The organism is Psychrobacter sp. 1Y11, from assembly GCF_052259045.1.
Classification (GTDB): Bacteria; Pseudomonadota; Gammaproteobacteria; order Pseudomonadales; family Moraxellaceae; genus Psychrobacter.
Window position 1 is genome coordinate 48,014 of record NZ_JBQQER010000006.1, and the last position, 12,736, is coordinate 60,749.

The following is a 12,736-nucleotide window of genomic DNA, read 5'->3' on the forward strand; positions in this document are numbered from 1 at the left end:
ATGCTACCACTCATCACCAAATATATTGAAATCAGCCTACTGCTATGCTTAAATAGTAATGTATTCATATATTTGAATATATTGTTCTCTAACAATACAAGCTTCTATATAGATTCCTATATTAATACGTAGCATCAATGATTCAGCGTAGGCATTTCCAAGCCTCTACCTTTTAAAGCATCCTTTTGGGAGATACTATCGATGATACCAACAGACCGAGAGCTAGTCTTCGATGATACTGTGTTCGTCTTTGAGACGGTCATGCGGGTGAGAAATAATGAGATTGGTGTCGGTAATTTTTTGACGCCAGAGTCTCTAGCTCATCTATTGTCTGAGACTCGAGAAAGGTTCTTATACGCCAAAGGTATCCAACAGATTCATGCCGATTACCAAGGTCTCATCATCGTTGATATGCAATTGAACCTTTTTAGTATGGTGCGCACGCGTGAAGCGCTGTTATTTGAGGTAGGCGTACAGCAGTTATCTACTAAAGGCTGCGATATCAATATTAAGGTCACGCGCATGGATGACGGCTCTTTGGTGGCCAAATCACGCCAGCATTTTGTCAATTATGATTATCGCTCGGGCAAAGTAACGACGCTGAACAAGACGATCAAACAAGCTCTCGATCAGTGTAAACAGGCTAACGCCTAAGCCCTACCTTTGTGCTTTTTCTTATTGTTTTCCCTATTATCGTATCGCATTTAAGCGACCTGTATAGTATTATCTGTCTAGTTTAATACTAATCCACCGCCCTTCCCTCTTCTTATCAGACGCTAGAGATACTATGACTGTACCGGCTTGGCTCACTGCTATAACTTTTAACTCCGATGGACTCATCCCAGCGATCGCGCAAGACCATCAATCAGGACGTATCTTGATGATGGCATGGATGAATAGCGAAGCGCTGCAACTGACCGCGCAAACACAAACGGCGGTCTATTTTTCGCGCTCTCGTAATCAGCTGTGGCATAAAGGCGAGACCTCAGGGCATACGCAGCACGTACACGATATTCATTTAGACTGTGACGCCGATGTCATCGTGCTTAGCGTTACCCAAGTGGGCGGTATCGCCTGCCATACCGGCCGTGAGTCTTGCTTTTATCAGCGCTTGGACTTGTCTGGCTCAGAGCCCACTTGGCAAGCGGTGGATCCGATATTGAAAGACCCTGCCGATATTTATAGTGCGAACCCTAAAAGTCATAATGTTACAGACGCTGCGAGTGAAACGGACACTGATTTGTCTCATAAAAATCACCAAAGCCCGCGAGCTGAAGACTCCATTTTGCAGCAGCTCGATCAAGTGCTCATTGCCCGTAAGCAGGCAGATAGTGATAGCTCTTATGTTGCAAGCCTCTACGCAAAAGGTCTCAATAAGATATTAGAAAAAGTAGGCGAAGAAGCGACCGAGAGCATTATTGCTGCCAAAGATTTGGCCAGTAGTGACGCGCAAGTAGACAAAGAAGCTTACGATGCGGCGCGTCATGAGTTTATTTACGAAGTGGCCGATGTCTGGTTTCATAGTTTAATTGGTCTGGCTTGGTTCGATATTGAGTCTAAAGCCGTACTCGATGAGTTGGGACGGCGTTTTGGTCTTTCGGGTATTGATGAGAAAAACGCTCGCTAGGCATGAGCTATGGGTTTTATAGCAAGGATTCGTTTAACCCTGTCAGCGACAGTGGTGTTGAACACTTCACTCATTGTTTTTACCCAAAAAACCTTAGGGAGGTTATAATAGCGCCTTGTTATACTTAAGATTATTATTGTACTTTGTTATTTTACTTTGATGATTATCATTGTGAGTTTGCTAGCGTCTCAGTATACTCGTCAATATAACAATCAATAAACTCAGCATATTAAGTGATAAGGATAACGTTATGGGTAGTTTTTCCATTACGCATTGGCTCATTCTCTTGGTCGTCGTCGTAGTCGTATTCGGTACCTCTAAGCTTAGAAATGCCGGTAAAGATCTAGGCGGCGCGGTCAAAGGCTTTAAAGAAGCGGTCAAGGATGAAGAAGCCGAACATGCTAATAAACACCGCGTACTCGATCATGAAGCTGGCGTGTCCCCCAAGAGTAGTGCTAACAAAACGCACGGCACCAAAGTTGATGATATTGAAATCAGTCCTGCTGCAAGCGATGATCAACATAAAGTTTAGTTCGACAGAGTAGTTAGTATCAGCCGCTGCGGCGGTTATTTTTACCTGCTCTATAGATAGTGATGCTCAGGCCTTATGTTTGATATCGGATTTTCAGAATTACTCTTATTCGGCGTTATTGCCTTAATCGTGCTTGGCCCAGAAAAGCTGCCACAAGCGGCGCGGACTGCTGGCCAATGGTATGCCAAGATTCGCCGTACTGTCTCAACACTACAGTCTGAAATAGAGGCTGAGCTTGATCTGGCAGAAACCCGCCAGCAGATGCAAAAAGAGATGGCCAAAATTCGTGAGACAGAAGCACAAATGCGTCGCGAGATGGCTGAGATGCGCGGGAGCATGCAAGAGTTTGAGTCGGCACAGAATCACAGTCTAAAAGGCGCAGAAGCTAACGCTACTAACTCCAAAAGCCCTGAAAGCTCCTTTGACAATAAAAGCTCCCTTGATAATCCAAGCACTCCTGATAACCGTGATACTGACTCCAAGCCAGTCCAGTCTGCAGGCTCTAGTTATGGTTACGGCTATCAAGACGGGAGTAGCGCTGTTAATCCTGAAGCGGTAGACGATTTATCCCATAGCGATCTTATTAGCCAGCTGACTCTGACGCGGCCTTGGGAAAACATGTGGTTTCGTCTAGGTGCTTATGATCAAGCGCGCCGTCTCCCTGCTCCGCCCTATTTGCCGAATTATAAAGCCGATACTTTGCTCTATAGCCAAACCGATGAGGGCAATTCAATGCCTCATAATGGAAAGGCGAATCTATGAAATTATTTAAAAGACAAAAGAGCCGACAAGAAAAAATAGCTCACGAGGATTCAGTAGATAGCGCCTCTTCCGCTGGCGATAACAACGATGATAAAACCGATGATTTATTAGGGTCTCTTGCAGACATGCCCATCACTGAGCATTTGATTGAGCTGCGTCGGCATCTCATCAAGATCTGCGTCGCGGTATTGATCATATTTTTAGCGTTGGTTGGTTTCTCGCGTGAGCTTTATGACTTTTTGTCTGATCCACTGGTAGCGCAGCTGCCCGCTAATTCGACAATGATCGCCACCGATATCACTTCTAACTTTATGGCGCCGATTCGCTTGACTATATTTGTGGCGGCCTTTTTTGCCATGCCTTATATTCTTTATCAAATTTGGTCCTTTGTCGCGCCCGGGCTGTACAAAAAAGAGAAAAAAGTTGCTATTCCGGTACTGTTGTCATCGATCATTCTTTTTTATGCTGGCGTGGCTTTTGCTTATTTTATCGTCCTCAAAGGCGTACTTAAATTCTTTATCGTTTTTGCACCACAAAACGTGTTGCCGATGACCGATATCGATAGTTATCTGAGCTTTGCACTGAAATTATTTATGGTGTTTGGACTGACTTTTGAGATTCCAGTGGTGACTTTGCTGTTGATATTGGTCGGTATTGTCTCCATTCAAAGCTTAGAGGATAAACGCCGTTATATCATTGTTGGCTGTTTTGCTATATCCGCAGTCGTGACACCGCCGGATGGCGTGTCGATGCTGATGCTTGCGTTTCCGATGTGGTTATTGTTTGAGTTAGGCTTATTTCTAGCTAAGATTTTACTTAAAGAGAAAAAAGAAGATCTAATCACTGACCATTCAGATCGTTAACAAAAGCCAAAGCGAAATAAATACTTTTATGAAATGATTAGAGCGTTGTGAGACGATGACTGCTTATAGCAAACGTTTGATCATAAAGAGAGATCAAATCTGCTAAAATCAACGTTTATTTGCCTGTTTTATCTAATCAAGAAAGCGCTTCTCTTCGCGTCTGTTCTTTTCTAATGAGCCATTGTTTACGCAGTGGCTTTTTTTAGCCCCGTGCCTTTTATTTTACTCTGTCTTTATATTTAGGTAGTTTTTTATGTCCGCATCTATGCCCGCTTATATGAGTGACCCTACCGATGAGCAGCTTGCCGCGCTCAATATGGCGATGGATCATAAGTCGTTTAAGGTGGTGGCTTATGCCGGCGCGGGTAAGACCACGACCCTTAAGCTCATCGGCGAGCGGCTACGCGGGCGCGGTTTGTATTTAGCCTTTAACAAAGCCATTGCTAATGATGCACGCGCCAAGTTTCCAGGACATGTCGACTGCCGGACCTTTCATTCGCTCGCCTATCGTCATGTGCCGCGAGATATTACCGCTAAGTTATCTTTGCCGCGCTTTTCTCCGAAACGCTTGGGCGATGATCTAGGTTTGCAGCCGGTGCAAGTACGTCGGCAAATAGAAGGCTCGAATAAATATATCACTTTAACGCCAGCACGACTCGCCAGATTTGTCAGTGACGCGGTTAGTAATTTTTGTAGCACCCATGCTAGCTACCCGGCACCTAGGCATCTTGCCTTCCCGAACTGGCTCGATGATACTGACGCTGAGCAGCTACGAGAGATGCTCTATCCAGCGGTCGAGCAGCGCTGGCTACAGTCGATTGACGCGCGTCATCCTGCCGGTATTGGGCATGATATTTATCTTAAGCTGTGGGCGCTATCGAAGCCAAATATTCCAGCAGACTTTATCTTATTTGATGAAGCGCAGGATGCTGATCCTTTGATGATGGGTATCCTGACCCAGCAATCAAAGCAAGTTATCTATGTTGGCGACGCCCATCAGCAGATCTATGAGTGGCGCGGCGCGGTCAATGCGATGAAAAAACTACCGCTACCGCAAACCTTATTAACGCAGTCGTTTCGCTTCGGCGAACCTATCGCAGAAGTGGCTAATACTCTCCTCAAAGCGCTACAAGAGGATGTACCTCTCAAAGGCAATCCAAACAAGCATTCTTCTACTGAGAAAGGCCTGATACATAGTAAAAAAGATGCCATCCTTTGTCGTACTAATGCCGCGGCGATGGTGCAGTTATTGACTGGCCTAAAGTTAGGTCACCGCGTCGCGCTACAAGCCGATACCGAGCGTATGCTAAAATTCTGCCAAGCGGCAGAAAACCTCAAAAATGGCAAGTCCGCTTATGGCGTACCAGAGCTGGCGTATTTTTATAATTGGTCGGATGTACAAGAGTATTCAGAAACTTCTGAGGGTAGCGATCTAAAAACCTTGGTTAAATTGGTCGATGATCACGGCACTAGCGTCTTGACGCGCGCGGTAAATAGCTTAACCCGCATCGAGAACGCCGACTATGTCATTTCAACCGCGCATAAAGCCAAAGGGCTTGAGTGGGGAAAAGTGCAGTTGGACGATGACTTCTATTATGACGTCACCACCAACGGTATTAAGATTAGTCCAGAAGAGCTACGCTTACTTTATGTCGCTTGTACCCGCGCGCAAAGCAACTTAGATATTGCTAATATTGGGCCACTGATTTCAGGTTTGCAGTCGGGCAAGAAGGTTATTTTTGGCAATTAGTTTGCTAATTTATTTTGAAATTCGCAATTTTTATGTACATTGAACTCATAGACGTCGTGACTAGACTTCAAACTTTGTATTTATCAATCAACATTTTAATTTTGCATAAGGGTTTGTTGGGCTAAAGCTCCAGCCTACGCGAACTCCTATGAATGTTGTGTATAATTGACTTGGCTCCAATTTTTCGATATTGGATGTGGTTAGCGAAGCGTAACCCACCTATTGAAAAGAGCTAAAACTTTAAATCCTTATACTATGTCCAATAAACTATTTAATCACTTATTTAATAATCCCGTCCGTCTGTTAGCACCGATGGAGGGCTTAACCGATCCTTTGATGCGGCAGATCTTGACGCAGATTGCCGCCGATTTGGGTCGTCCCTATGATTGGTCCGTTAGCGAGTTTATACGGGTCACCCAAACCGTCTTGCCTGCGCATGTGTTTTATAAATATGTGCCAGAGCTGCATCATAATGCCAAGACTGCTTCCGGTACGCCTATTCATATTCAGCTGCTTGGTAGCGAAGCGCAGTTGATGGCGGAAAATGCCGCCTTTGCTTGCGCGCTTGGTGCGCCGGCTATCGATATTAACTTTGGTTGTCCCGCCAAGACCGTCAACAGTCATCGTGGCGGTTCCGTGCTACTTGATGAGCCTGAAGTCATGTTTAAGATTATCAGTGCAGTCAGAAAAGCAGTGCCTAGTGATACTCCAGTCTCAGCAAAGATACGTTTGGGCTATACCGATACCAGCCGTATGGATGACATTCGAGGCGCTATCGCAGCTAGTGGCGCCGATTGGCTAACCATTCATGCCCGCACGAAAACCCAAGGCTATAAGCCGCCTGCTTATTGGGAAAAGATTCAAGGGTTTAATAGTCTAGATATACCAGTGATTGCTAATGGGGAGATTTGGAACAGTGAGCAAGCGCAGTTATGTATCAGGCAATCAGGCACGAAACATCTGATGCTAGGACGCGGGGCGGTGACCCGGCCTGATTTGATTGCGCAAGTGGATACAGCGGATTTCCCTGAAGACGAATCGTTAAAAAAATCGGTATTACTTTGGCAAGATTTAATAGCCCATCAAATTAAATTTTTACAGGGCGAAGCAAAAAATGATGTGGTGCTAGTCGGACGTTATAAGCAGTGGCTGGGTATGCTGACCAAAGGCTATCCTGAAGCACAAAACCTCTGGAATGAGATTAAAAGGGAGAAAGATAAAGCGGCTATCATCACCGCTTTACAAGCGAGTAGCTAATAAGGAATGCAAAATCAAAGTTGTCATCAAATGCTATTTTTAATCCTTGGCGCTTTAGCACTTAGTGCTTAGCATTTGGCCTTAACAGCCAAACTCTCAAACAGCCAAACGCTGAGCTTAAGCGCTAATTCGAATCGCTAGATAAAACAACATCAGCGGACAGGCCATCGATAGCGCCCAAAGGATAGAGCGAAAAGTCGCTAAGTTGGTAATATAAGCCACGCAGTAACCGATACGGATAATCACATATAACCAAGCTAAAATATTGATAATAGACTGCGGCACAAAGAACAACATCGCGACTATCACCGCTGCCAAAAATACCGGTAGTGTCTCATAGCTGTTTTGCTGAGCAGCATTAGCACGCGCCGAAGCGCCTGTGGTTTGCTGCAGAAAATCTCGCGGATGGGCGTTATCCGAGAGACTAAAGCCGCCAAAAACCTTTGCCATTAGTGCCATCAGTAGCGGTAATAAACTGGCGACCACCATTGCCCATATCGCGGCAGCAGCCGTATCAGGGATAAAGCCAAAAAGGTGATTCATCTGTCACTCTGCCCCTTATCCCGTTGTTATGACAAAATCATGAGTGATGTTGACGCCGCCATCTACCAGCATACGGCTGGCTGAGCAGTACTTATCAGCGGATAGTTTAATCGCCTTCTCAACTTGTTTTTCAACGATATCTTGTCCGGTAACCACGAAATGTAGATGGATATCTGTGTACACCGCTGGGATAGTTTCCGCCCGCTGGGCGGTCAGCTCACAGCGTACATCCTGCACCTCTTGACGAGATTTTTGTAAAATAGACACTACATCGTAACTGGCACAGCCGCCAAGCCCTAGTAGTACCAGCTCCATGGGACTTGCGCCTTTCTCTTTATCGGCATCGATCTGAACGTTATGCCCTGATGGCGCTACGCCCATAAAAGCTTTATTCTCTTGCCAACTTACGCTCGCTTTTGATTGTGCCATTTCTTTATCCTAGTCTTATTTATTTGCTGTAATGATTCATGCGGTTAGTGTAGCACTAGTTTAGCATTAGTTTCATCTAGGGTTTATCTAGAATAACAAACTCAGAACCTGCATAAGCCTAAGTGAGCAAATTTTGTTATTAACAGCCTTATTACCATTCAACAAATGTTATTTTTTAAGTGACTGATTTTAAAGCGTTAAATTCGTGAAACATTTTATAGCAAATTATCGTTACACATTTTGACCATTTCTTGTTTTAATAAGGGTAATAAAACTTATTCTAATACGGCATCGATATTTACTATCTTATAATAATTATGTTGGCTATCGGATGTCACCTAGTAATAAGTTGTTTGTAAATAAATGAAAAGGTTAGGTCATGATAGATGCAGACGGCTTTCGCGCCAATGTCGGCATTATCTTGGCAAATACACAAGGGCAAGTACTGTGGGCAAAGCGTATCGGTCACAACGCTTGGCAGTTCCCGCAAGGCGGTATCGACCGCGGCGAGACGCCAATGGATGCGATGTATCGCGAACTCTGGGAAGAGGTCGGGCTACATCCGCGCCATGTCGACTTATTGGCGGTCACTCAAGACTGGCTACGCTATCGCTTGCCAAAGCGCTACGTGCGCCATGGGCAGTATCCTTTATGTATTGGGCAAAAACAGAAATGGTTTTTGCTACGCTTAGATGAGCCGAACACTCAACACATCCGCTTTGACGAGGGTAAACCTGAATTTGACCATTGGCAATGGGTCAGCTACTGGTATCCGCTCGGACAAGTGATTCACTTTAAACGCGGGGTGTATCGCCGTGCTTTGCAAGAGCTGGCACGCGAACTACCCCTTAGACAAGAGCTGATTATTCCGGAACAAAACAATCATTTATTGATGGAATAGACGCTTGTGCAAATGAAAAACGCTCGCTGTAATGTCTAAACAATCAGATGTTATGGCGGGCATTTTTTATGTCTGTAGCTATTTTTCTGACAAGCCTAATGAAGTATTACTCCATTTTTACGACTTTCAGGGGCATGGAATGCACCCTACGTTTACTGATAGCTTAGCTTTTGTAGGGTGCTTTTCAGGCACCGTTCACCGTGTATGACATCACAATATTGAGTGGAACGCCCGCTTCCTAACCTTTAGCATTATCAGTTTCACGGCTAATCAATTGTGCCGTTATTCCTGACTCATCCTGCTTATTATATAAGGTTAAAATACTTTGCGTACGCGTGCCATAACTTGGCATTGGCGTATCAGTATTACTCAGAGCGACCGCATCGATATACACGGATGATAATGCTTGCTCTATGGCTTTTGGCACGCCCGTTTCCGGCAGTTTTTCCTCAGGCGCTGCGGTGTTATCCGACATCGCATTAAGTGCAGCCGCTTGCCAATACTTAAGCGAGCTATCCTCAGCGATTAGCGGTAGGACTTCTTGACGCAAGCGCCCGCGTAGCTTTTCGGTTTTGAACCAACCCTCATTAGGCTGTCCATTTGAGAAAACATGCAATCCCGCATGCAAAGCGGTTGGCGCATGGCCACGGTTATTGACGATAACCGCTTGCTGCCTATCACCAACGATTAGATTAAAGCCTGCATAGTCTTGCAGCTCAATCTCCCGTGCAAAAGCCATTGGGCTCAGTTGACTGGTCAAAAAACTGGTCACTAATTCGCCACGCGAACGCTCATCTACTCTTGCTTGTACGCCATCGCGAAAGTTCAATACCGCCGCCCAGCGTCCGTTTTGATTGTCTTCGGTAGACTGCTGATTCTGTTGTTGACTCTGCTGTTGATGCTCTTGCTGATGAATGCCTAACCAAGTGCCCCCGCTTTGGCTGTCGCGGCCAGCATAAATAGGCTGATCTGACCACTGGTGTAGCGACTCGGTAGGACGCGCTAAGAACTCATCACGATTGGATAATAATACTAATGGCAGCTCATCAAACAGCTGCCAAGCGATAGCGACAATACACATAGTTTTCCTTTGTTCTGTTTCCTCTTAACAATTTAATGCCATTGTTATAGGCTAGCTTTTTGATTCAACGCTAAGGTTTTATAAAAATATAATACTGGGTTAAAAACCCAGTCTGCGATGACTCATTTTAGTTATTATTTAATTCTTAACCAATTCTTTATTAGCCGGATAGCTCACTTGCGAAGTCGTCTGCAGCACTTGTGATTGCTGAGGCGCTAAATTAAAGTCCCAAGCGACGACCCCTTGATTGCTATTCCAATCATGGACGCTAACTGGCGGTGTATGAGTGACGGTAACTTTTAAGTTATCATCGCGACTGATAGGTTCGCTACCTAATACTTTTAGATTCACCGTTTTATTATGCTTATTAGTAAACTGATAAGCCTCGGTTTTAGTTAACGTTTGGGTGCGATTAAACGCGCCTTTCTCGCCTTGTTTATCTTCATCGACCAGTTGTTTAACCAGCATATTATTATCAATGCCAAAGCCAATACCTTGCTCTTTTAGCAACTGATAACTATAACGCGTTCGCCCGATATAATTATCATCACGGTACAGTTGCAGAGAGCCATCCACCCAAGCCGGAGTCAAGAACGGCGCGGACGCATACCAATAGCCTGCCAGCTCCGCACTTGGCGTACTTCGAATCCACAGCTTACTGGTGCCTGCCTGCTCATCGATGACGGTACGCACATGCCTGCCATCACTTGGAATACTGATGCGCTGCGGCAAGCGATATTCGGTAATGCCGTTTTTGTTTTGTTGACTGACCGCAAAGCTCGGTAGCGGCGCCATATTTGCCATTGCCCCAGCGCTTTCATCTGCTGAAACCACGACTACCGGTGCTTCCATCATCGGCTGCGCGTATCTTGCGACTTTAGCTTGCTGCTGCTCGTCGTACAAAGATAAGCGCTGTACATAAGGCAGCTGGCCTGTCGCATTTTGATTGGGATTAACCGAGCTAAGTATCAAAGGCACGTTTTGCCAGTTCTCGCCGGTTTGCTGCGCGATGATCGCCGAGGCGGTGATACTGAGCTGCTTGTTATCGGTATTGAGCCGTGCTTGATAAGTCGGCTGCCAGCTCGCACCGCGCACTTGATAGTGCAGCTTAAGAGTATTTGGCGTACGGCTAGCGGTACGTACGCTGACTTGAGTGACGCTATTTTGCGTGGTCGTGCTGCTACCAGCTATTAGCTGATTGAGTGCATCTTGCGCGCGGGCTTGCTGCTGCTCAATCTCAAGGATTCTTTTATTGATAGCAGCGGCCTGCGTCTCTAACTCGCGGGCATTGCTTGCCAAAGTGCCCTCGATACTGATTTGGCTGACTTTGGTCATGTTTTGTAGATAGGCTTTGGCTAAACGCGCCGCGTCCAAATCGGCTTTGATACTAGCCAAATTATTTTGCTGTGTTTTCACCTTAGCATCGCCTTGATACTGGCACAGTTGAGCTTGCTCACCGCTTAAAGTCTCGATACTGACTTCACCGACATTGACGTCGCCAAGCGCTTGTACGCTTAAGCTATCTTGATCAAGATAAGGCGACAAGCAAGAAAACACTAACGTTTGCTCACCGCTACCAGCAATCGGCAGCGTACGCGTGACGCTAGCCAAACCTTGATAAATAGTGATTTGCTCAATGCCACTTTCAGCCGCTTGAGCACTGATAGGGTGCAGCAAGAAGCCCAACGCTGTTAGCACAAATACCGAGCTTGGTATTGTGCCTAGTCTTTGCTGAGTCAGCATGGCTCTATTTGACTGATAGATTTTCATGGCTTTCCTTAGTCTTATCTTATTTTTGCAATAAATCGCTCAAATCTCGTTTGATTTTATCTTAGCGCTTTTTATCAGCCATTACTATCTTATAACTTTGTACTGTTCGCCTTCGCTGATATTTTGATAGTGATTATGTCGACAGCGAGTAGCTTCTTTACTGACAGTATTTTATTAGCGTCATACCCTTTGATTACCACTTAGCATCACGAAGCAAAATTAGTGTTCGTGGCAGCTAAATTTGCTATCATGAGCAGCATCTTATCCTCAAAATTATGACTTTTTATGAACATTCATCCTCAGTATGATCCTGTAGCGTTAGCGCTCGGCCCCATCGAAGTGCACTGGTATGGTTTGATGTACTTGCTTGCTTTTGCCGCAGCCTTTGGGCTTGCTTGGTATCGCAGTACCAAACGCGAAGCTTGGTCGACGGATATGGTTTCGGATTTAGTGTTCTTTGGCGCACTCGGTGTTATTTTAGGCGGCCGTATCGGTTACGTGCTGTTCTATCAATTTGGCGAATTACTACAAAACCCGGCCTACTTGTTTAGGGTTTGGGAAGGCGGCATGTCCTTTCATGGTGGCCTCATTGGCGTCGCTTTGGGCATGCTTTATTTTGCGCGAAAATATAAAAAAACCCCTTTTCAAGTGCTCGATTTTATCGTGCCTTGCGTGCCAACGGGCTTATTGTTCGGGCGTATTGGTAACTATATCAATGGCGAGCTGTGGGGCCGTGTCTCTGACGGCGGCTATAACTGGCTCACTTACTTCCCGCAAGCGGCAGCCTTTGATGCCCAGCTAATGCAGACCAATCCGGCTTTGCAGCAATTGGCGACTGAGGTGGGCGGTCAGTATTTACTGCCGCGCCATCCCTCGCAGCTCTATCAAGCGTTGACCGAAGGACTGCTGCTATTTTTACTACTGTGGTGGTACTCCTCAAAGCCGCGTCCACGTATGGCTGTCACAGGCGTGTTTATGCTTGGTTACGGCTTTAGCCGCTTTATCGTTGAGTTCTTCCGTCAGCCTGATGCCGATCAAGGCTTTATCCTCTTAGGCTGGGTCACCAAAGGGCAAATATTAAGCGCCCCGATGATTATTATCGGTATCGTGCTCATCATTTATGCTTATAAACGTGACATTTATGATTGGGGTAGACAAGCCGCTTATTAGGCGATATCAGACATTAAATAAACTTAGTTGTTATTGAATATTGAAGTTGCA

At 45.5% G+C, this 12,736-nt stretch carries 13 protein-coding genes; 9 read left to right on the forward strand and 4 right to left on the reverse strand.

All coding sequences use genetic code 11. The features are described 5' to 3' along the window. Window positions 1-201 precede the first annotated feature (201 nt). The 7 genes from ACTXGJ_RS06865 (at window position 202) to ACTXGJ_RS06895 (ending at window position 6,791) form a co-directional block, all read left to right on the forward strand. Window positions 202-654, forward strand: a complete 453-nt coding sequence (locus tag ACTXGJ_RS06865) for an acyl-CoA thioesterase (protein ID WP_439242376.1) — start codon at window positions 202-204, stop codon at window positions 652-654. 133 nt (window positions 655-787) lie between these two features. Next, window positions 788-1,627 carry a bifunctional phosphoribosyl-AMP cyclohydrolase/phosphoribosyl-ATP diphosphatase HisIE gene (gene hisIE, locus ACTXGJ_RS06870; protein ID WP_443565467.1) on the forward strand — a complete coding sequence of 280 codons (840 nt, stop codon included), beginning with the start codon at window positions 788-790 and terminating at the stop codon, window positions 1,625-1,627. 250 nt (window positions 1,628-1,877) lie between these two features. Next, entirely contained in the window at window positions 1,878-2,159 is a 282-nt protein-coding gene (gene tatA / locus ACTXGJ_RS06875; protein WP_439242372.1) for a Sec-independent protein translocase subunit TatA, read from the forward strand. A gap of 75 nt (window positions 2,160-2,234) precedes the next feature. After that, entirely contained in the window at window positions 2,235-2,921 is a 687-nt protein-coding gene (gene tatB / locus ACTXGJ_RS06880; protein WP_443565469.1) for a Sec-independent protein translocase protein TatB, read from the forward strand. A gap of 125 nt (window positions 2,922-3,046) precedes the next feature. Further along, window positions 3,047-3,784, forward strand: coding sequence for a twin-arginine translocase subunit TatC (gene tatC, locus ACTXGJ_RS06885; RefSeq protein WP_439242419.1), 738 nt, complete (start codon window positions 3,047-3,049; stop codon window positions 3,782-3,784). A gap of 253 nt (window positions 3,785-4,037) precedes the next feature. Next, window positions 4,038-5,534 (forward strand): UvrD-helicase domain-containing protein, encoded by a 1,497-nt coding sequence (locus ACTXGJ_RS06890; RefSeq protein WP_439242368.1) that lies wholly within the window; start codon window positions 4,038-4,040, stop codon window positions 5,532-5,534. Between the two features lie 255 nt (window positions 5,535-5,789). After that, window positions 5,790-6,791 carry a tRNA dihydrouridine synthase gene (locus ACTXGJ_RS06895; protein ID WP_443565471.1) on the forward strand — a complete coding sequence of 334 codons (1,002 nt, stop codon included), beginning with the start codon at window positions 5,790-5,792 and terminating at the stop codon, window positions 6,789-6,791. A 117-nt stretch (window positions 6,792-6,908) separates the two neighbouring features. On the opposite strand, the gene ACTXGJ_RS06900 is transcribed toward ACTXGJ_RS06895, so the two are convergent. After that, window positions 6,909-7,334: an MAPEG family protein gene (locus ACTXGJ_RS06900; protein WP_443565473.1), complete on the reverse strand. Its 426-nt coding sequence runs from the start codon at window positions 7,332-7,334 to the stop codon at window positions 6,909-6,911. A gap of 15 nt (window positions 7,335-7,349) precedes the next feature. Beyond that, window positions 7,350-7,763, reverse strand: a complete 414-nt coding sequence (locus ACTXGJ_RS06905) for an OsmC family protein (RefSeq protein ID WP_443565474.1) — start codon at window positions 7,761-7,763, stop codon at window positions 7,350-7,352. Between the two features lie 379 nt (window positions 7,764-8,142). Between ACTXGJ_RS06905 and ACTXGJ_RS06910 the strand changes: the two genes are divergently transcribed. Then, window positions 8,143-8,664 carry an RNA pyrophosphohydrolase gene (locus tag ACTXGJ_RS06910; protein WP_025646064.1) on the forward strand — a complete coding sequence of 174 codons (522 nt, stop codon included), beginning with the start codon at window positions 8,143-8,145 and terminating at the stop codon, window positions 8,662-8,664. 238 nt (window positions 8,665-8,902) lie between these two features. Here ACTXGJ_RS06910 and ACTXGJ_RS06915 read toward each other — a convergent pair whose 3' ends face one another. Beyond that, window positions 8,903-9,745 carry an NRDE family protein gene (locus ACTXGJ_RS06915; protein WP_443565475.1) on the reverse strand — a complete coding sequence of 281 codons (843 nt, stop codon included), beginning with the start codon at window positions 9,743-9,745 and terminating at the stop codon, window positions 8,903-8,905. Between the two features lie 138 nt (window positions 9,746-9,883). Continuing rightward, window positions 9,884-11,515: a mucoidy inhibitor MuiA family protein gene (locus ACTXGJ_RS06920; protein WP_443565476.1), complete on the reverse strand. Its 1,632-nt coding sequence runs from the start codon at window positions 11,513-11,515 to the stop codon at window positions 9,884-9,886. A 285-nt stretch (window positions 11,516-11,800) separates the two neighbouring features. On the opposite strand from ACTXGJ_RS06920, the gene lgt reads away from it, so the two are divergent. Further along, window positions 11,801-12,685 (forward strand): prolipoprotein diacylglyceryl transferase, encoded by an 885-nt coding sequence (gene lgt / locus ACTXGJ_RS06925; protein ID WP_439242356.1) that lies wholly within the window; start codon window positions 11,801-11,803, stop codon window positions 12,683-12,685. Window positions 12,686-12,736: the final 51 nt, after the last annotated feature.

What these genes read in the sequence shown, in the direction of transcription:
- ACTXGJ_RS06905 (WP_443565474.1), bottom strand. Translation starts at nt 7,763, where the DNA reads ATGGCACAATCAAAAGCGAGCGTAAGTTGGCAAGAGAATAAAGCTTTT.
- tatA (WP_439242372.1), top strand. Translation starts at nt 1,878, where the DNA reads ATGGGTAGTTTTTCCATTACGCATTGGCTCATTCTCTTGGTCGTCGTC.
- ACTXGJ_RS06865 (WP_439242376.1), top strand. Translation starts at nt 202, where the DNA reads ATGATACCAACAGACCGAGAGCTAGTCTTCGATGATACTGTGTTCGTC.
- ACTXGJ_RS06890 (WP_439242368.1), top strand. Translation starts at nt 4,038, where the DNA reads ATGTCCGCATCTATGCCCGCTTATATGAGTGACCCTACCGATGAGCAG.
- ACTXGJ_RS06920 (WP_443565476.1), bottom strand. Translation starts at nt 11,515, where the DNA reads ATGAAAATCTATCAGTCAAATAGAGCCATGCTGACTCAGCAAAGACTA.
- ACTXGJ_RS06915 (WP_443565475.1), bottom strand. Translation starts at nt 9,745, where the DNA reads ATGTGTATTGTCGCTATCGCTTGGCAGCTGTTTGATGAGCTGCCATTA.
- tatB (WP_443565469.1), top strand. Translation starts at nt 2,235, where the DNA reads ATGTTTGATATCGGATTTTCAGAATTACTCTTATTCGGCGTTATTGCC.
- tatC (WP_439242419.1), top strand. Translation starts at nt 3,047, where the DNA reads ATGCCCATCACTGAGCATTTGATTGAGCTGCGTCGGCATCTCATCAAG.
- ACTXGJ_RS06910 (WP_025646064.1), top strand. Translation starts at nt 8,143, where the DNA reads ATGATAGATGCAGACGGCTTTCGCGCCAATGTCGGCATTATCTTGGCA.
- hisIE (WP_443565467.1), top strand. Translation starts at nt 788, where the DNA reads ATGACTGTACCGGCTTGGCTCACTGCTATAACTTTTAACTCCGATGGA.
- ACTXGJ_RS06900 (WP_443565473.1), bottom strand. Translation starts at nt 7,334, where the DNA reads ATGAATCACCTTTTTGGCTTTATCCCTGATACGGCTGCTGCCGCGATA.
- ACTXGJ_RS06895 (WP_443565471.1), top strand. Translation starts at nt 5,790, where the DNA reads ATGTCCAATAAACTATTTAATCACTTATTTAATAATCCCGTCCGTCTG.
- lgt (WP_439242356.1), top strand. Translation starts at nt 11,801, where the DNA reads ATGAACATTCATCCTCAGTATGATCCTGTAGCGTTAGCGCTCGGCCCC.